Here is a 20017-nt window from a genome sequence, read left to right on the forward strand (position 1 = left end):
GGTCGGGTCGCTCTACCCTGACCAGGGAGTTCCTCGGTACGGAGGGTGCGTGTACCGGTACGGACAGTATCCCGTACGAGGTGTCGGCCGTGACCTTATGGGGTGTTGGTGTGTCGGAGACGGCGGAGACGTACGACGAGGGTGACCAGGGCAGCGACCTGAACAGGGCCGTCGGCAAGCAGGTCAAGGTGCTGCGGGAGCGGGCGGGATTCACCCAGCGGGAGTTGGGGGACCGGCTCGGGTACGGCGAGGATCTCATCTCCTCGCTGGAGAGGGGGAGGCGGACGCCGCAGGCGGAGTTTCTGGTGGCGGCCGATGAACTGCTGGATGCGGGGGGCTTGTTGAAGGCCACGATCGAGGATGTGGAGAAGGCCAAGGCGAGGGCTCGGGTGAGGCACCCTGCGTGGTTCAGGGATTATGCGCGGTTGGAGCGGGAGGCTGTTGAGATCAACTTCTTCAGCATGGTTACGGTCCCGGGCCTGTTGCAGACCGAGGACTATGCTCGGGTCACGTTCACTGTGCGGCAACCGTTGTGGGCAGAGGGGACCATTGAGCAACGGGTGGCAGCGAGGATGGCTCGTCAGGAGATCTTGACTCGTTGGCCGCCGCCGATCGTCACTGCGGTGATCGACGAGGCCGTGCTGCGACGTGAAATCGGGGGGAGGAAGATCCAGCAGGAGCAGCTGCGGCACCTGCTGAAGGTTGGCCGACTGCGCAGTACGACGCTGCAAGTCCTGCCTCTAAGGTGTGACGAGAACCCTGGTGTGGATGGACCGTTCGTCCTGTTGACTCCCAGGGGGAAGCGGCAGGTGGCCTACCTGGAGGTGCAGGGCGCCAGCCACTTGATCACGAACCCGGACGAGGTGCGTAACATGGCCGCACGCTATGGAGCTATCCGTGGGCAGGCCCTCACGCCGCGCGAGTCCCTTGCCCTGATCGAGAACTTGCTGGGGGAGCAATGAGTACTGCGGAACCTGCCCGCCTCGTCTGGGTCAAGAGCAGCTACAGCGGAGGCGAAGGCGGTGAGTGCCTGGAGGCTGCAGCCGCACCCGGCGCCATCCACATCCGCGACTCCAAGGCCCCCGCCGAAGCCCACCTCACCTTCCCCGCCCCTCAGTGGTCCGCGTTCGTCCGGTACGCGGTCCGCTACGTCAAGTAATGACATCTCGCCGGTGCGTGCGTGAGGGATACGATGGCCCGCGGTCACCGGCGTGATCGCACCGTTGACGGGGTGGCGAAGTTAGCGAGGAGCGATGGAGAAGGACCGGTGGACGACCGTCACCGAGTCTGAATACGGGCACGAGAAGCGGGGCCTGGAGTCGATCCGCAAGCAGCTCCCCGGCGGCAAGCCGTGGCGAGCCTGGTCGAACTTCACCTTCACTGCCAATTCGGGCCATCCTCGCGAATGCGACCTCCTCATTGTCGCTCCCGGCGGTGTATGGCTGGTCGAGCTTAAGGACTGGGTCGGCCGCCTCTCGGCTCCGTACGGCACCTGGGTGCAGACGAAGGGGAACGACGAAGAGATCGACCACGGCAACCCGCTGCACCTCCTGAACAGGAAGGCCGCGCAGCTGTCAGGCCTGCTGGAACGGGCGGCCGGGCCCAAGGACCCCAAGGTGTGGATCCGGGAAGCCGTCTGCATCACCAATCCCAAGCTGCGCGTGGAGTTGCCGCCGCATGAGCGGCAGAACGTGTTCACCATCGCCGAGCTGGTCAAGGAGCTGGGCCGGCCGCCACGCGACGAACGATCCAAGATCAATGAGGGTCGTTCGGCCAACATCGCCAAGTGGCTCAAGAAGGCCGGCATCCGTCCGAGCGAGGCCGAGAAGTGGGTCGGCGCCTACCGCCTGGACAAGGAGATCGCCTCTGGCCCGACCTGGGTGGACTACGTCGGTCACCATAAGGAGCTGCACGAGACCGTCCGCGTGCGCGTCTACCTGCGCGAGCGGGGCTCGACCGACGAGGCGCGCGAGTCCGTGGAGCGGGCGGCGCGCCGCGAGGCAGCCGTGCTCAGCCGCTTCAAGCACCCGGGGGCCGCGAAGTACAAGACCTTCGAACCGGCGGGCCACCCCGCCGGGCCCGCCCTGCTCTTCGAGCACGACATGCGGGCGATGCGCCTGGACGAGTACATCCGCCGCCATGGGGACGGGCTTACCATCCAGGCCCGCCTGGGACTGCTACGGCAGCTCGCCGAGACGATCCGCTCGGCGCACGCCGGCCTGCTCCACCACCGGGCCCTCGCCGCCCGCTCGATCGACGTGATTCCGGGCCCGCGCAAGCCCGGCGAGGAAGAGGCGTGGCTCCGTCCGCGTCTGGAGATCGCCGACTGGCAGGTGGCCAGCGCCCGCAGCTTCGGTTCGAGCAGCGGGGCGCGCGCCGCCGCTGCCCTCGCCCCGACAGCGCTGTCCGCCACGCACGTGGCCGAGGGAGCCGGGCCGTACCTGGCGCCGGAACTGACCGCCACCCGGCCCGACCCGGTGCTCCTGGACGTGTACGGCCTGGGCACGCTCGCCTATCTGCTGGTCACCGGCCGCCCTCCGGCATCCAGCCAGGCCGAGGTCCTGGCGATGCTGCGCGACGGCGACGGCCTGACGCCGTCGGCCGTCGTCGACGGCCTGACGGACGACGTGGACCTGCTGGTGCACGCTGCCACGGCCTACAACCCCTACCACCGGATGTCCTCCGTCGACGAGTTCCTCGAACTCCTCGCCGACGCCGAGGAGTCGGTGGGCATCCGGCATGCGCAACCCGCCGAGCCCGCGGCTCCCGCCGCCGCAGCCGGACCTGCCGAGGCCCAGGCCGAGCCCGAGCCGCAGGAAGAGCCCGATCCGCTGGAGGCCGAGCCCGGCGACGTACTGGGCGGCGGTCGCTGGCAGGTCCGTCGGCGCCTCGGCACGGGCTCCACCTCGCGAGCCTTCCTCGTCCGGGACCTGCGCGCGGAGGAGTTCCGGACCCGGCCGCTCGCCGTCCTCAAGGTGGCCGTCACGGACCGCAGCGCCTCCATCCTGGACGGCGAGGCGCAGGTGATGCGCCGGATGCGCGCCGACTCCCGGGTGATCAACCTGGTCGTGGACGAGCCGCTGCGGATGGGCGAGAAGACCGTGCTCGCCGTCGAGTACGTCGGCGACGAGAAGGCGGAACTCGCCGACGACGACGGCGCGAGCGGCAAGATCCGCGCCCGCGAGGAGACCCTCGCCCGCTGGCTCCGCGAGCTCGGCGCCATGGGCACGGAGTCTCTGGAGAAGTACGGCGACCAGCTCTTCGGCGCCGTCGACTTCCTCCAGGGCGAGGGTGTGTGGCACCGGGACATCAAGCCCGACAACATCGCCATCCGCAAGCGCCCCAACGGCACCCGCGAACTGGTCCTGATCGACTTCTCCCTCGCCTCCTACCCGGCCAGGGAGACCGCGGTCGGCACTCGGGGGTACATGGACCCCTTCATCGGCGGCCCGGTGAACAGGCGGGCGGTCTACGACGACCAGGCCGAGCGGTACGCCCTCGCGGTCACCCTGCACCAGATGGCCTCCGGCGAGCTGCCCCGCTGGGGAGACGGCTCGGTCACGCCCGAGATGACCGACCCCGAGGAGATGCCGCACCCGGAGATCGCCAAGGACGCGTTCGACGACCCGGTGCGCAAGGGGCTGCGGCGGTTCTTCTGCCAGGCACTGCACAGGGATGCCGGTAAGCGGTACGCCACGCTCAAGGACATGCACGACGCGTGGAAGAAGGTCTTCCTCGACGCGTCCCAGCAGGCCGTGCCCTCGTCGCACGGGAAGGGACACGGCCTCGACGAGGCGGTTGACTCCGAGGCGGTGCGCGACGAGCGGGCCGCCGCCGCCCAGCTCGACACCCACCTGTCCCTGTCGGGCCTGACCGCCGCCGCCGAGTCCTTCCTGTACGGCCTGGGGATCACCGAGGTCGGACAGCTGCTGGACCGCAGCGAGCGCGATCTGATCAACAAGCCGGGCCTGGGCGCCAAGACCCTCGCCGACATCCAGCGCCGTGTCCGGGAATGGCGGCGCCGTCTGCGCGCCGCGGACCTCAACCCGCTCACCGGGGAGGGCCGCAAGGCCGCCAAGGCCGAACTGGACGCGGCCAAGGCCGAGTCGGGCCTGGAGCGCAAGGTCAGCGACCACCTGGGCCTTGCTTCGGGCGACCGTTCCGCCCTGCGGCGGGTCTCCCTCGACGCGCTCGCCACCCGTCTGGTGCCCGAGCTGGTGCCTGGCCAGCGGGGCCCGGTGGGCAGCAACGAGACCCGTGTCGCTGTCGCCCGCGCGCTGCTGCGCCTTCCCCGCGACGACGGGCGGCTGCCGCAACTACCCGGTTGGCCCACGCAGACGGACGTGGCCAAGCTGCTCGACATGACCCAGGGCGGGGTCAACCCGCACATCCTGGGCCTGCGGGAGAAGTGGCGTGAGGAACAGGTCCTCCGGGAGCTGCGCGTCGAGGTCCTGGAGATCCTGGAGCAGTCCGGTCGCCTCGCCTCGGCCAGCGAGATCGCCGACGCGTTGATCCTGCGCCGCGGCACCGACCTGCCCGAGCTGTACCAGCGCCGCGCCCTCGCCCTGGCCGCCGTACGAGCCGTCGTGGAGATGGAGGAACGCGCCGCCACCCCCGCCTTCCTGCACCGCATGAGCCGCCAGGCCACCGACGACGCCCTGCGCCCCGGGCTGCTCGCCCTGCACGCCCGGGAGGGCGTCGACAGCCCTGACACCCCCTCGGCACCCGGACTCCTCGACTACGCGATCAGGCTGGGCCGCCGCGCGGACCGGCTCGTCCAGGCCGAGACCCTGCCGACGGCCGCCGCTGTACTGGCCGACCTGACCCGGGTGGAGCCGCCCGAGGGCACCCTGGACTGGGACGAGCGGCGGACGGTCGACATCGCCGCGGCGGCCTCACAGGACGCGGCGGTCTCCTCCCGTCTGGAGCTGTACCCGCGCGGGCTCGGCCTGGTGCGGGCACTGCGCCTCACGCAGGCCGGCATCGTCAAGATCATCCCCGGCATGCCGGACGACGAGCAGCCGGGCCTGACCGTGGCCGCCGTACACGAGCGGGTCCGCTCCCGCTTCCCCGAGCTGCGGACGGGGGAAGGCGAGGACGGACACGGACTCCCGACGGACGCTCCCCTCACCGATGCCCTGCGCGAGGCCGGCTTCCCGCTGGTCCTGCGCACGCACAAGGACGGGCGGCACCAGCGCTACCTCCCGGAGGGCCTGGAGAACGCCAGCCACTTCCGCTCCGGGCTGGACGGCACGTCCACCGGAACCGTCTCCGCCGCCGCGTGGTCGGAGGACGCCGACCTGGCCGCGAGAGCCCGCGCGGAGGACCGTCTGCTGGCCGCGGGGCGGGGCGACGGCTATCGGGTGCTGACAGTCCGCAGTGGCCTGGCCGAGCGGGCGGTGCGTCACCTGGCGGACGCGCGGTTCGGCGGCGGAGCGGTGGCGGTCTCGGCGACCGCGCTGTTCCTGCGGCACCTTCACGACGAGCAGCAGATCAAGGCGGCCGCGAACCCCAAGGGGCTGCCGCGCTGGGAGACGCTTCTCAAGGCCGATGCGGCGGAGGCCGGATCCACGGCGGCCGTGAACTTCGCCCGTTTCACCCGGAACGCGTGCGACCGCATGCGTGAGGAGATCAGCCTGCTGTTGTGCGAAGGCGAGGATCCGCGCCCGCTGCTGCTGACGGACGCTGCTGTCTTCGCCCGCTACGACTACGCCGGCGGGTTGGACGAACTCGCTCGGCAGGCACGGGAGGGCGAGGCCAAGCGGCCCTTGTGGCTGCTGGTTCCGCAGGCCGATCCTGGCAGGGCGCCGGTCCTGGGCAGGGCTGTGGGGCCCGACGGCGTACGGGACGTGTACGCCGCCTACCAGGAGCCGCTGGGGGAGTGGATCCCGTTGCCCGAGTCGTGGGTCCGGCAACCGCACCGCGCACAGACCGAAAGCATTGAGGAGAACGCCGGATGATCGACCGCAAGGCCCTACTGGACGACCTCAAGCCGCAGGTCGCCGCAGCCAAGAAGGACCTTGAGCGGCAGGTCGACGAGCGTCCCGAGGTGGGTGAACGGTACGCGATCGAGTACCAGCAGGCCCGTGAGCTCGGCCGTACGGCGGCGACGCGGAAGGCCTGGCTCGACGAGCAGCTCACGCAGGTGGCGGTCGCGTGGGTGCTGGCCACTGTCTTCGTGCGGTTCTGTGAGGACAACGAGCTGATTGCCGAGCCGTACCTGACGTCGCCGGACATCGACCGGCGGGAGCTGGCGCAGGCGCGGTACGACGAGTACAAGTCGACGGCGGACGATCCCACTTGGCGTGGCTGGCTCCTCAAGGCGTTCGACGAGATCGGGGCCGGGCAGGCGGGGCACCTCCTCTTCGATGAGCAGCACAATCCGCTGTACCAGGTGCCGCTGTCGCACGAGGGGGCGGGCGCGCTGGTCGCCTTCTGGGGGCGGCGTGGGGAAGACGGCACGCTCGTTCACGACTTCACGGATCCGTTGGAGGAGGACGACGAGGACGGGACTCAGGGGTGGGACACGCGCTTCCTCGGTGACCTGTATCAGGACCTGAGTGAGGACGCCCAGAAGCGGTACGCGCTGCTGCAGACGCCGGAGTTCGTGGAGGAGTTCATCCTTGAGCGGACGATGACGCCCGCGCTGCGCGAATACGGCTTCAAGGGCCTGAAGATGATCGACCCTACGTGCGGGTCGGGGCACTTCGTCCTGGGCGCGTTCAAGCGGCTGGTAATGGAGTGGGCCGACAAAGCCCCGACGGTGGACGTTCACGAGCGGGTGCGGGCGGCGCTCGATTCGGTGCACGGTGTGGACATCAACCCGTTCGCGGTGGCTATCGCACGGTTCCGTCTGCTGGTTGCGGCCATGGCTGCCGCGAATGTGCGAACGATGAGCAAGGCAGCGCGGTACGAGTGGCCGGTCCATCTGGCGGTGGGTGATTCGCTCATCAAGTCCCGTCAGCTGGAGCTCACGCTGGACGGGGAAGCGGCGGAGGATCCGCTGGCCTCGTTCGCGTATCGCACGGAGGACTGGCTGGAACACCCGGACATTCTGAACCCGGGGCGGTATCACGTTGTTGTGGGTAATCCGCCGTACATCACTGTGAAGGACAAGGAGCTCAACCAGCGGTATCGGGAGATGTACAAGAGCTGTGCTGGAAAGTACGCCCTGACCGTCCCGTTCGCGGAGCGCTTCTTCGAGCTCGCGAAGCACGGGGACCCGGATACAGGGCTCGGCTACGGGATGGTTGGCCAGATCACCTCGAACTCCTTTATTAAGCGTGAGTTCGGGGTGAAGCTGATCGAAGAGTACTTCGCCGAGCAGGTTGAGCTCACTGAGGTGATCGATACCTCTGGTGCCTACATCCCAGGCCACGGAACTCCCACCGTGATCCTCGTCGGACGGCGACGCAGCGGTCGGTATCGGACTCAGACAGTGCGTACGGTGCGTTCGGTGCAGGGAGAGCCGGGGGCGCCCGATGATCCGGCCTTGGGGCATGTGTGGTCCGCGATCAATGGCCAAATCGACGACCCGGGCAGCATTAGCAAGTGGGTATCCGTCGATGACCTTGATCGGAAGCAGCACTTCGCGCAACATCCATGGGTGCTGGCGTCGGGTGGCCAAGAAATGTTGGAGCGACTTAACTCCAGAAGCCCGGGTGCCTTGACTAAAAGTGTCGGGCGACTCGGAGTGTTCGGTATGACCAACGCTGACGACGTCATGCTGAGTGACGCTTCCGCGTGGGTTCGCCGCTGTGGCAATGAACAACTCGCGCGCACGCTCGTGCTTGGCGACGAGCTGCGCGATTGGCTCCACTCGGAGCGAACCTACACCTTTTTCCCATACGAAGAGACCGCGGAGAGGTTCAAACTGCTGGCCCTGCCCGAGGACTCCGGCGCGTACAAGTGGATGTGGCCCAGCCGCACGGTGCTGGGCCACCGCGCGACCTTCTCCAAGGGGACATATTTCTCCGATGGGAGGCCGTGGTACGAATGGCATCAGGTGACTCCGCGCCCAGGGTGTCATCCGTGGACTATTGCCTTTTCAGAAGTGGCGACGCATAACCACTTTGTGCTTGATCGGATCGGGAAAGCGTTCAAGCAGACTGCGCCGGTGATCAAGCTGCGGGAGGAAGCTTCGGAGGAAGAGCACCTGCGGCTGCTCGGTGTGCTCAATAGCTCAGCGGCTGGGTTCTGGCTTAGGATGGTGTGCCATAACAAGGGCAGCGGGGCGGATTCCCAACGAGCACGACAGTCGACCATTCCTTTCGAGGACTTCTACCAGTTCAACACCACGAACGTCGCTGACTTCCCCCTGCCTCCTGCCTACCCCACCACTCTTGCCATCGAACTTGACACCCTCGCCCAAAAGATGGCTGCTACTACCCCAACCGCAGTAGCCTCCAAATCTCCCCCAACCGCTCCCGCCCTTCGCGAAGCCCACACCCAGTACGCCCACCTCCGCGCCCGCATGATCGCCCTCCAAGAAGAACTCGACTGGCAGGTCTACGCCCTCTACGGCCTCCTCGACGACGACCTCCGCCCCGCCCCCCGCAACGGCGACGACTTCGCCGACGTCCCCGAACTCGCCCTCGGCCAGCGCGCCTTCGAGATCGTGCTGGCGCGCAAGGTCGAGGCAGGTGAGGCGTCCGACGAGTGGTTCCGGCGTCACGGTTCCATGCCTATCACCGAGATCCCGGCCGAGTGGCCCGCCCCCTACCGGGAGATCGTCCAGAAGCGCATCGACGCGATCGAGTCGAACCGCCAGATCGGCATGGTGGAGCGACCCGAGTACAAGCGGCGCTGGGCCACTGAGGGGTGGGACGCGCTCCAGGAGAAGGCCCTGCGCTCATGGCTGCTCAACCACATGGAGGACCAGGCCCTCTGGTTCGACGCGGAGGGCGGCCCGCTGATCCGCACCCTCAACCAGCTGGTCCACGACCTCGAACAGGACGAGGACTTCGTCGCGGTCGCCGAACTCTTCGCACCGGGACAGGAGTTCCCGAAGACCGTCGCCGCCCTCCTCTCCACCGAGCATGTACCGGCCGTCGCTGCCCTCCGCTACAAGCCCTCCGGTCTGGACAAGCGCACCGACTGGGAGCGGACGTGGGAGGAGCAACGCAAGGAGGACGCCGAGCAGGACTTCCTCGCCAAGAAGAAGATCCGCGACGCGATCCCGGTCCCGCGGCCCTACACCAGCGCCGACTTCCTCCGTAGCTCCTACTGGAGCCTGCGCGGCAAGCTCGACGTACCGAAGGAGCGCTTCATCTCCTACGGCACGGAGAACGTCCAGTCCCCGCCCCTCTACGGCTGGGCCGGCTGGGACCACCTCCAGCAGGCCGAGGCGCTGATCGGCCACCTCCACGCCCATGGACACGAGCTGTCCGACGAGGAGTGGCCGCCACTGCTCGCCGCCCTCCTCGAACTGCAACTGTGGTTGGACCAGTGGCACGGCGAGATCGACCCGACGTACGGCACCTCGCCCGCCGCCGACGCCCTTGCACAGCGCCGCTCCCTCCAGGGTGACCGTCACCTCACCGACGAGGACCTGAAGGCCTGGCGTCCGTCCCCCGCTCGTCGCGGACGTGGGGCGAGCACGATGACAACCAAGAGCACCAAGAGCACGACGAAGACGACGAAGGAGTCCTGACACCGATGGCCGCCCCTGCGCCACAGAGCACGGCACCGCTGCTCAAGGACCTGATGGACCTGCCGGTGTCCGTCTCCACGTCTTCCTACGTGCTCAAGCTGTCGGAGGCGGTCACCGAGGAGGGGGCCCGCAAGGCCCTGGACGATTACGTCGTCACCGGGGAGCTGCTGCGGAACTTCCGCGACGCCCTCAACATGATCTCGACCGCGCTGGAGACGCAGAGCTCCAAGGCGGCGTATCTCCACGGCTCGTTCGGTGCCGGTAAGTCGCACTTCATGGCCGTACTGCATGCGCTGCTGTCCAACAGCCAAGCGGCCCGGGCCCGGCAGGAGTTCGACCCGCTGTACCAGGAGTTCGACTGGCTACTTTCGGGCGGCAGGAACTTCCTGCTTGTCCCGTACCACATGCTGAACGCCGAGAGCCTGGAGCACCGGGTGCTCGGTGGCTACGTCGAGTGGGTGGCCAAGGTCCGGCCCGGATCCTCCACCCCCCGCGTCTACCGCACCGACGCTCTGTTCGACCAACTGCGCGATCTGAAGCGGGACTTTGGGGACGAGCAGTTCCTCGCCCAGCTCAACGCGGGCGCCTCGGAGGAGGTCGACGAGTGGGGCAACCCCGCCGCCTTCTGGACCTCCGAGCGGCTCGAAACCGCGCTGAACGCTGCCGAGATCCACGACAAGAACGTGCGGCTCGACGTGCAGAACCCCACTACCCCGGCGGAGCTACGCGCGCGCCTCACCGAGGACGCGTTGAAGACCGTGGCCCGCGGGTACGCCAGGATCGCGGCGCAGGCGGACGGGTTCATCCCGCTCGACGAGGGCCTGTCCGTGATCGCCGAGCACGCCAAGTCCCTTGGCTATGACGGGCTGGTGCTGTTCCTCGACGAGCTGATGCTGTGGCTCACGATGATGATGCAGGAGGAGAAGCAGGTCCTGCGCGAGTCCGCGAAGTTCACCAACTTCGTGGAGGGCGGCGACAGCCGGCGCGCCATCCCGGTCATCTCCTTCATCGCCCGCCAGCGCGACCTGCGGGAGATCACCGGTGAGGAGATGCACGGCACCGGTGAGGCGGCCATGCAGCAGAACCTCAACTACGCTTCCGGCCGCTTCGACTCCATCAAGCTGGAGGATCGCAACCTGCCGGAGATCGCCCACGAGAGGCTGCTCAGGCCGCGCTCGGACGACGCTCGGCAGGAGATCCAGGCGGGGCTCGACCGGCTGCTGGCCGCCAACCCCGGCGCGGTGCGCGACACCTGGCTCGGAGACGACAAGGCCCTGGTGGGTGCGGGCGAGGAGCCGCTGCGCAAGGCGTACCCGTTCACGCCCGCGTTCATGGACGCGCTGGTCAAGATCTCCTCGGCGCTGCAGCGCAACCGTACCGGTATGAAACTGATGGGCGAGATCCTCGCCGACCAGCGCAACCGGCTGCGCCTGGGCGACCTGGTGTGCCTTGGTGACCTCTACCCCTATCTGGGCAAGGGCGGCAACAAGCCCTTCCAGGACGCGACCCGGGTGGTGTTCGACTCGGCCGAGCGGCTCTACAACACCAAACTTCGGCCGTACCTGATGACCACCCATGACGTCAGCGAGGAGGAGATCGACGCCTACGCGAGCGACCCCGACTCCGTGCCTGTCGAAAGGCGGCCGTCGCTGGAGGTGTTCATCGGTGACGACCGGATCATGCGCACCCTCCTGCTGTCCGCGCTGGCTCCCGGGGCGGTGTCGTTGCAGAACCTCACCGTGGAGCGGCTCCTCGCCCTGAACCACGGCTCGATCAAGAGCCGGTTCAAGGGAGGCGCGGTCCAGGCCCTGGACGGCAAGCTCCAGCAGTGGGCGGGCAAGTTCGCCGAGATCAAGGTCAGCGGTTCCGGAGCCCAGGCCTCCGTACTGCTCGAACTGACCGACATCGACCTCGACTCGATCCTCGCCAACGCCAACACCTACACCCAGACCCGCTTCCAGCGTGACCTCGCCGAAAAGATCCTCCGCCGCCTGCTCGGCACCACGCAGCGCACGGGCTACGACGAGCTCGCCCTCGTATGGAAGGGATCGCCTCGGACGCTCGAAGTGAACTTCGCGAACGTCCGCGACAAGGACCGGGTCGGCGACCAGCAGCTCAAGCCCGCCACCGACGGGCTGTGGCGGATCGTCGTCGACTACCCGTTCGACGACGGCAACTACACGCCGCGCGAGGACGCCATGCGCATCCAGGGCCTGCGGGCGCAAGCCGGCCCCGACGGTCCCGCCCTCACCCTCGCCTGGCTGCCCACCCACCTGTCCCAGCAGGCGCGGGACAGCTTCCGGAGGCTCACCGTCATCGACAGCGTCCTCTCCGACGAGGACCGCTTCCACGGAACCTTCGCCAAGCACCTCAGCCAGGACAAGCGGGTACGCGCCTGGCAGCTGCTCGAAGCCCAGCGCGACACTCTGACGCGGGAGGCGGAGAAGGCGTTCAAGCAGGCGTACGGACTGGCCGACAAGAAGGAGACCGAGGTCCAGCTGGGCTTCGAGGACCACCTCGACCCCGTGCATCCGGTGCCCGGCCTGTCCCTTCCGATCGGCGCCTCCTTCGAGAAGGCCGTCCGGCTCATCGCCGCCCGCCTCCTGGAATGCCAGTTCCCGGCCCACCCGCAGCTCGACCCGGAGAACACCGGCAGGGCGATCACCACGTCCGATGCGAAGAAGGCGTACGAACTGGTGCGCCGGGCCGCGCTCGCCCGCGACCGGCGGGTCGAGGTGCCCTCCGGTGAGCGCAAACTGATGACGCGGCTTGCGCAGCCCCTGCTGCTGGGCACCATGGGTGAGGCGTACTTCGAACTGTCCTCGCACTGGACGGACTTTTTCGACGACCAGGTCCGCGCCGACGGACTGCCCACGGGCGACGACCTGACGTACGTACGCCTGACGGACTGGCTCGACCGGCCCGAGCCGCGCGGTCTGCACGAGACGGCCCGGCAGTTCGTGATCGCCGGGTTCGCCGAGATCGCCGACCGGGTGTGGGTGCGGGGCGGTGCCGTCCAGGACGTGTCGCTCGCCTTCGCCGCCCGTCCCGGCGATGCCCTGCGCACCCAGCCCCGGCCTTCGGAGGCCGACTGGGAGGAGGCACTCGACCGCTACGAGTCCCTCTTTGGGGAGAAGCCCAAGGCCCGGCTCTACCGCGGGCAGATCATCAACCAGTTCGCCACAGCGGTGCGCGACCAGGCCCGCGCGTGCGACGAGGCCGCCGGTGAGCTGGTGCGCCGTCTGGAGGATGCTCAGGGGAAGCTGGGCCTCGACGAGTCGGACCCGGCCGGGCGGCTGGCTGTCGCCCGCCGGTCCCTGGCTCTCGTCAAGCAGCTCATCGACACCGCCGAGGCCGGCTCGGCCGCAGCCCGCCGCACGGTCGAGACCCTCGCCGGCTTCGACCTGCGGGGCGTCTCCCCTCTGCGCTACGGCACCTCGCTCGCGCAGGCCCGCAAGGTCGCCTCCGCGCTCGCCGAGGCCATCGCCGACTGGGACACTCTGGAGCTCGCCGAGGGCCTCGGCCCGGAAGGGCACTCCGTCCTGGAGCGGTTGAAGGCCGCAGCCCGCAGCGACCAGCAGACCGCCGACCTCGCGGGGGCCCTGGAGAGGGCCCGGCGCGACGTGATCGCCCTGCTGAAGGCCCGCCAGACGCCGCCGACCCCGCCTGAGCCGCAGCAGCCCACCGGTCCCTCCGGCCCCGACGACATCTCCCTGAAGGGGGACGACGCCGAGCCGTCCGTGCCGTCCACCCACACGGCCACCCCGGCTTCCGGCGGAGTGCGGCGGGCAGGCGGCGGGCGTACCAAGGCCCGGGCCGCTGCGGCCGAGTTCGCCGCCGAGATCCAGGCGCTCGCCGAGGCACAGCCCGACGCCGAGATCGACATCACCTGGCGGGTGGTGGGCGAGTGACCACCGCGACCACGACTGCCGGCCTGGCCCGGCTCACCCCCTCGTTGCTCGTCCAGTACCTGTCCGCCCGGCCCGGACTGGACGGGCGGACCCGCGCTGTCGTCCTGCTCCGCGCCCAGCCGGAGTGGGACGGACCCGATGCGCTCACCTACGGCGGCGGGCAGCGGGCCGCCGTCGCGGCCGCTCCTTCGCCGCTCGCCGTGCACGAGCAGATCCTCGGCCATCTCCACAGTGCCGGGGACGGGTCCGGCCCGCGTGTCCTGGTCGTGCTCACCGACTGCGAGGAGGCCACGCTCGACCCCGGTCTTCTCGCTCGTGTATGGCACAACGGCGTCCGCAGCGTGGACAATTGGGAAGTCGTACGCACCTCCTTCGGAGCCGGTGCCGTCGACCACCGGCTGCAGGTCTCTGACGGAGGCTGGGCTGCCGAGGCCCTGCTGGAGGCCGCGCCGCTCGACCGCTGGCCGAAGATCGCGGGCGGCACGCTCACCCGGGACCACGCCCTCGCCCAGCTCGTCCAGCGGCGCCTCGGCCTCGGCCGGTACGCGGACCCGGCGGACGAGACACAGGACATCGCCGACGACCGCATCGGCCTCACCGCTCTGCTGCGGTGGGCCGTGCGGCCCGGAGCCGCCGAACGGTTCCTCGCCCTGCGCGACGCCGAGCGCGACGGCCTGGCCGCCTTCCTCTGCGAGAAGGGCCAGGCCGGACCGGCCGCCACGGTCCTCTTCGGCCTCATCGGCGAGGGGCACGGTACCGACGCACTCGCGTACGGCCTGGTCGCCGCCGGGCTGTGGAGCCACACCGCTTCTCCCGGTCCCGAGGTATACCGGGCCCGCGGGCGGGCCGAGTTGTGGGCGGGCGGCCAGGGCGAACTCACGCCCGAGGAGTCCGACGCGCGCTTCGCCCAGTACGGCACGGTGGCCGAAGCGGCTGTGGACACGCTCGTCGCCCGAGACGACAGGCGTGTGCTCACCTCGCTGCTGCAACGCGCCGACGTTCTCGCCTGCCAGTTCGGCGCCGAACAGGCAGCGGCCGTAAGCCTCTTCCTCCCCCTCGGCTTCGAGACTCGCGCGGCCGAGGCCGGCGCCGCCCTGGCCACCGGCGATCCGCACGGCATTGCCCAAGCCGTACGGGCGTGGGGCGAACACCGGCATGCGGTGCGCCCGGAGGGCCGCGCCCGCGTCGAGCGTGCCCGCATGGCACGCCGACTCGCCGCCTGGCTCACCGATGCGACAGAGCAGCCTCAGTCGGTGGAGGACTGGTTGAGGCTGCAGATCACCGACACCGCCTGGGCCGACTTCGCCCTCGACCGCATAGAGGCGGGAGGGGAGGACGCCTCCGCCCTGCGGGACGCCTACGACCGGCTGGGGGAGCAGGTCCGCGAACGCAGGCGCGAGATGGACCGGGCCTTCGCTCAGCGGCTCGCCGTTTGGACGGAGAGCGGTGGCGCACCCGGCTCCCTGCTCACGGTGGAGGACTTCCTCGACCGTGTCGCCGCACCGGCGGCCAGGGGTAAGGACCGGCGGCGCCTGCTGATCGTCGTCGTCGACGGCATGACCTCCGCCATCGCCGCCGAGCTCGGGCAGGAGCTGCGCGAGCGCTTCAGCGAGTACGACCCGTTTCCGGAGGCGGAAGGACGCCCCCGGCGCAGGGCTGTTGCCGCCGCGCTGCCCAGCGTCACCGCCGTCAGCCGCACCAGTCTGTTCGCCGGGCGGCTGCTGCGCGGTGCGCAGGCCGACGAGAAGCGGCTGTTCCCGCAGCACCCGTTCGCCGGTCCCGGGCGCGCGGCTGCCGTCTTCCACAAGGACGACCTGCGTGCCGAGCGCACTGGCAGCCCCTTCAGCGCACCGCTGGAGTCCGCATTGCACGACGGGCGCACCCATGTCGCGGTCGTCCTGAACACCATCGACGACCGGCTCGCAAAGGAACAGCGCCTGGGCGCGACCCGATGGTCCGTCGACGAGATTGGCTTTCTCGGCGAGCTCCTCGACACCGCCGCCGCTGAGGGCATGGCCGTCCTGCTCCTGTCTGACCACGGCCACGTCGTCGACCGGCGTGACCGCCGTGTCTCCGTGCCCGAAGCGGCGGACCGCTACCGCCCGCACGCCGAGGGGGAACTGGACGAGCGGGAGATCCGGCTGCGCGGACCGCGTGTGGTGGCCCCCGAGCCCGGCGGGACCGTCATCGCTCTATGGGACGCCGACTCCCGCTACACCGGGCGCAAAGCCGGTTACCACGGCGGCGCGTCTCTCGCCGAGATCGCCATTCCGCTCCAGGCATACCTGCCGTTCGGCGCCACGCCGCCCGAAGGATGGCGGGAGCTCGGCGATCCCGCTCCCCCGTGGTGGTCGCCCGACCGTGTGGCCGAAGTGCCCGCAACCCCGGCTCCAGCCCCGGCCGTGGCTGCGGCGCCTGCTCCGGCACGTCGCCGCCCCCCGAAGTCGAAGCAGGTCACCCAGGAGGAGAGCCTGTTCGCCGAGCCCGCAGGTCAGGCCGTCCCGGCCCCTGCCGTGCCCGTCCGGCAGACCGAACCCGCTGTGCCGTCCGATCCCCATACCGCGCTCGTGGACGCGCTGATGTCCTCGGAGATTTTCGAGGCGCAGCTGAAGCTCGTGGGCCGCACAGTGGACCTGGGCAAGGTGCGCGCCGCCGTGCAGGAACTGCTCACATCGAGGACGTTGCCGCTCACGGCGCTGGCGCAGCGTGCCGGGGAGCGGCCCGTGCGCGCTGCCGGGTTCGCCGCGGTACTGCGGCAGCTCCTCAACCACGACGGCGAGCAGGTGGTGGAAATCCTGCCGGACAACCGCACACTCCGGCTCAACGAGCCGCTGCTGAAAGCCCAGTTCGGCCTGTGAGAGGGGCGGTCGCATCGTCCCGCCCGGAAGCGGAGCCGAGCGGGACGGTGACCGTGGGAAACTGGCAGGGTGAGTGAACAGCCCTCCTCCGCATCCTCCGCCTCCGGCGTCACCGTGTCGCCCGCGCGGCGGCGGGCCGTCGTCGACGCGCTGCGGCGCGGAGCCGTCCCCGACAGCGGTCTCGATCTCCTCGCCACGGGACTCGACCGGTTCGAGGCGGCCGTGGACGGCGAGCTTGACGCAGTCGCCGCCGGCGGCTCGGCCTTCAAGGCCGTGCGTGGCGAGTACGGCAGCGGCAAGACCTTCTTCGCCCGCTGGCTCGGCGAACGCGCCAAGCGCCGCGGCTTCGCTGTCGCCGAGGTGCAGGTGTCGGAGACCGAGACGCCCCTGCACCGGCTTGAGACCGTCTACCGCCGGGCCACCGAGCGCCTGACCACCGCGAGCTTTCAGCCGTCGGCCCTCCGGCCCGTCGTCGACGCGTGGTTCTACGCCCTCGAAGAGGACGCCCTTGCCGCTGGCGCCGACGACTCCCGTCTGGAGCAGGCCGTCTCGAAGCTCCTCGACGACCGCCTTTCGGAGGTCTCCCGTGGCGCCCCCGGGTTCGCCGCCGCACTGCGCGGCTACCACGCCGCGCTCGGCGCGGAGGACGAGGCCACCGCTGCGGCCGTTCTCGCGTGGCTCGGAGGTGAGCCGCACGTGGCGGCCGCCGCCAAGCGCGCTGCGGGGGTTCGCGGCGACCTCGACCACTTCGGAGCCCTCGGTTTCCTTCAAGGGCTGCTCGCCGTTCTGAGTGACAGCGGACATCCCGGGCTCCTCCTCGTCCTCGACGAGGTGGAAACCCTGCAGCGGGTGCGCTCCGACGCCCGGGACAAGGCGCTCAACGCCCTTCGACAGCTGATCGACGAGGTCCACTCCGGCCGGTTCCCCGGCCTCTACCTGGTGATCACTGGTACCCCTGCGTTCTACGACGGTCCGCAGGGCGTACAGCGTCTCGCGCCGCTCGCCCAGCGCCTGGCCACCGACTTCTCCACGGACCCACGCTTCGACAACCCCAGAGCGGTTCAACTCCGCCTTCCCGGCTTCCAGTTGGAGACGCTGACCGAACTCGGCCGCAAGATCCGCGACCTGTATGCGACAGGCAGCACCAACCCGGAGCGGGTGCGCTCCGTCGCCGACGACGCGTATGTGGCCGACCTGGCACAAGCCGTCGGCGGAGCTCTGGGCGGCAAGGTCGGCGTCGCCCCCCGCCTCTATCTGAAGAAGCTCGTCGGCGACGTCCTCGACCGCATCGACCAGTTCCCCGACTTCGATCCTCGCGTCTACTACCGCCTCACTGTCGACCGCACCGAACTCACCGACGCCGAGCGCCACGCCGCCACGCTTCCGGTTGCTCCCGCTGCCTCGGCCGACGAGGTGGAGCTCGACCTGTGACCACGAGCGCAACAGCGGACGCCGACCCCGTCGACCGGCTCGATCCGGTTCTCCTCCACCACATCGTCAACACCCTCGGCTGGCCCGGCCTCAGGCCCCTGCAATCCTCGGCGATCGGACCGCTCCTCGACGGCGAGGACGCGGTACTGCTGGCGCCGACAGCAGGCGGCAAGACCGAGGCCGCCGCATTCCCCCTCCTCACTGCCATGGCCCGGAACGGCTGGTCCGGCACCTCGGTTCTCTACCTCACTCCTCTGCGCGCCCTGCTCAATAACCTCCAGCCACGCCTGCACGCCTACGCCCAGTGGCTGGGGCGCACGGCGGCGCTCTGGCACGGGGACACGGCCGAGGCTGAACGGCGGCGCCTGCGCTGCGAGCCGCCGGACATCCTCCTCACCACACCGGAATCCCTCGAAGCACAGCTCATCAGCGTCAAGACCGACCACGCCCTGCTGCTCGGCGGGGTGCAGGCGGTCGTCGTGGACGAGGTGCACGCCTTCGCCGGGGACGACCGCGGATGGCACCTACTGGCGGTCCTGGAGCGGCTCCAGCGGCTGACCGGCCGGCGGCTGCAACGCATCGGCCTGTCCGCCACGGTCGGCAACCCGAACGAACTCCTCGCCTGGCTTCAAGGCTCCGCCCGCGGTCGAACGCCCGGTCAGGTCATTGCCCCCGGCGTCGACACCGGCCCCGCGGCCACCACAGCGGAACGCCAGCCGCACACCGCTGAACCCCCGCTCGGGGACATCGAGTTGGACTACGTCGGCTCGCTTCCGAACGCGGCCACCGTCATCTCCGCCCTCCACCGGGGCGAGAAGCGCCTCGTCTTCTGCGAGTCCCGCCGGCAGGTCGAAGAGCTCGGGCAGGCGCTCCGAGCACGCGGCGTGACCGTGTTCCTCTCGCACTCGTCCCTCTCGGCGGCCGAGCGTCTGCGCTCCGAGGAAGCCTTCGGGCAGGCGCGCGACTGCGTGATCGTCGCCACCTCCACGCTCGAACTCGGCATCGACGTCGGTGACCTCGACCGGGTGATCCAGATCGACTCTCCCGCGACCGTCGCTTCCTTCCTGCAACGTCTGGGCCGTACCGGACGTCGGCCCGACAGCACGCGCAACTGTCTCTTCCTCGCCACCTCCCACGAGAGCCTCCTCCAAGCGGCCGGACTGCTGACCCTGTGGGGCAGACACTGGGTGGAGCCTGTCACCGCACCGCCGGGGCCGCAGCACCTCGTCGCCCAGCAGCTGCTGGCCGTCGCCCTCCAGCGCCACAAACTGCCCGCCGCGGACTGGCACGAGGAGTGGAACGGCCTTGCTCCCTTCGACGCGTCCGCCCGACCTGTTCTGGAGCACCTCCTCACCCAAGGATTCCTGGAACAGGACAGCGGCATCTACTTCATCGGCGAACAGGCCGAGAAGCGCTTCGGTAGACGGCACTTCATGGACCTCACCGCGTCGTTCACCGCACCGCCCCAGTTCACAGTCCTGCACGGGCGTGCGGAGATCGGGCACACGGACCCGGCTCTGCTGGTCGAGGAACACGAGGGACCCCTGCGGCTGCTGCTCGCCGGACGCAGCTGGCACGTGACGTATGTGGACTGGCGTCGGCATCGGGTCTTTGCCGAGGCCGCCGAGTCGGGCGGCGTCGCCAAGTGGCAGACCGGCACCGTCCGCGGGCTGTCGTACCGGCTCGCCCAGGCGATGCGGGAGGTGCTGCTCGGTGCCGACCCCGCGGTCGGTTTCACTCGACGCGCACAGGCCGGTCTCGTGGAACTACGGGAAACGGAAGGCCGGTTCGCTCACCCAGAGGCGACTCTGATCACCCGCAGCGGACGCGACGTACGGTGGTGGACCTGGGCCGGCTTCCGCGCCAACGCGACCCTCACGGCGTGGCTGGCCGACGCGGTCGATCCGCTGCAGCGGCCCGCAGACTTTTACGTCCGGCTCCGCCACGACCTGACCCGAGAAGACTGGGACCAGGCACGAAACACGCCACGGAAGGACGAGCTCCCACAGGTCACTGCGGCCGCCGTTCGCGGACTCAAGTTCTCTGCCGCCCTCCCCGATGACCTTGCCACCAGCGTGCTGGCCGCTCGGCTCGCCGACAAGGACGGGGCCGATGCTGTGCTGTCCCGACGTGCGCGCTGGGAGATCGAACCGGTCTGACAACGG

General features: G+C 69.7%; 8 protein-coding genes. All 8 read left to right on the forward strand.

What is annotated here, in order from left to right; genetic code table 11:
• The first annotated feature begins 110 nt into the window (after positions 1–110).
• Positions 111–962, forward strand: coding sequence for a helix-turn-helix domain-containing protein (locus tag IM697_RS10250; protein WP_194046772.1), 852 nt, complete (start codon positions 111–113; stop codon positions 960–962).
• Positions 959–1159: a DUF397 domain-containing protein gene (locus tag IM697_RS10255; RefSeq protein ID WP_194046774.1), complete on the forward strand. Its 201-nt coding sequence runs from the start codon at positions 959–961 to the stop codon at positions 1157–1159. The genes IM697_RS10250 and IM697_RS10255 overlap by 4 nt, the downstream gene beginning before the upstream one ends.
• A 94-nt stretch (positions 1160–1253) precedes the next feature.
• Positions 1254–5960, forward strand: coding sequence for a BREX system serine/threonine kinase PglW (gene pglW / locus IM697_RS10260; protein ID WP_194046776.1), 4707 nt, complete (start codon positions 1254–1256; stop codon positions 5958–5960).
• Complete coding sequence (gene pglX, locus IM697_RS10265) at positions 5957–9652, forward strand: BREX-2 system adenine-specific DNA-methyltransferase PglX (RefSeq protein WP_194046778.1); 3696 nt, start codon at positions 5957–5959, stop codon at positions 9650–9652. Before pglW ends, pglX begins: the two co-directional genes overlap by 4 nt.
• Before the next feature lie 5 nt (positions 9653–9657).
• A complete protein-coding gene (pglY, locus tag IM697_RS10270) occupies positions 9658–13563 on the forward strand; it encodes a BREX-2 system ATPase PglY (RefSeq protein WP_194046780.1) in 3906 nt (1301 codons plus the stop codon).
• Entirely contained in the window at positions 13560–16421 is a 2862-nt protein-coding gene (gene pglZ, locus IM697_RS10275) for a BREX-2 system phosphatase PglZ (RefSeq protein ID WP_194046782.1), read from the forward strand. The genes pglY and pglZ overlap by 4 nt, the downstream gene beginning before the upstream one ends.
• Positions 16422–16490: 69 nt before the next feature.
• Positions 16491–17852, forward strand: a complete 1362-nt coding sequence (brxD, locus tag IM697_RS10280) for a BREX system ATP-binding protein BrxD (RefSeq protein WP_194046784.1) — start codon at positions 16491–16493, stop codon at positions 17850–17852.
• Positions 17849–20011 carry a DEAD/DEAH box helicase gene (locus IM697_RS10285; RefSeq protein ID WP_194046786.1) on the forward strand — a complete coding sequence of 721 codons (2163 nt, stop codon included), beginning with the start codon at positions 17849–17851 and terminating at the stop codon, positions 20009–20011. Before brxD ends, IM697_RS10285 begins: the two co-directional genes overlap by 4 nt.
• Positions 20012–20017 lie beyond the last annotated feature (6 nt).

Origin of the sequence: Streptomyces ferrugineus (assembly GCF_015160855.1) — a bacterium.
Classification (GTDB): Bacteria; Actinomycetota; Actinomycetes; order Streptomycetales; family Streptomycetaceae; genus Streptomyces; species Streptomyces ferrugineus.

What these genes read in the sequence shown, in the direction of transcription:
- pglW (WP_194046776.1), top strand. Translation starts at nt 1,254, where the DNA reads ATGGAGAAGGACCGGTGGACGACCGTCACCGAGTCTGAATACGGGCAC.
- IM697_RS10255 (WP_194046774.1), top strand. Translation starts at nt 959, where the DNA reads ATGAGTACTGCGGAACCTGCCCGCCTCGTCTGGGTCAAGAGCAGCTAC.
- pglY (WP_194046780.1), top strand. Translation starts at nt 9,658, where the DNA reads ATGGCCGCCCCTGCGCCACAGAGCACGGCACCGCTGCTCAAGGACCTG.
- pglX (WP_194046778.1), top strand. Translation starts at nt 5,957, where the DNA reads ATGATCGACCGCAAGGCCCTACTGGACGACCTCAAGCCGCAGGTCGCC.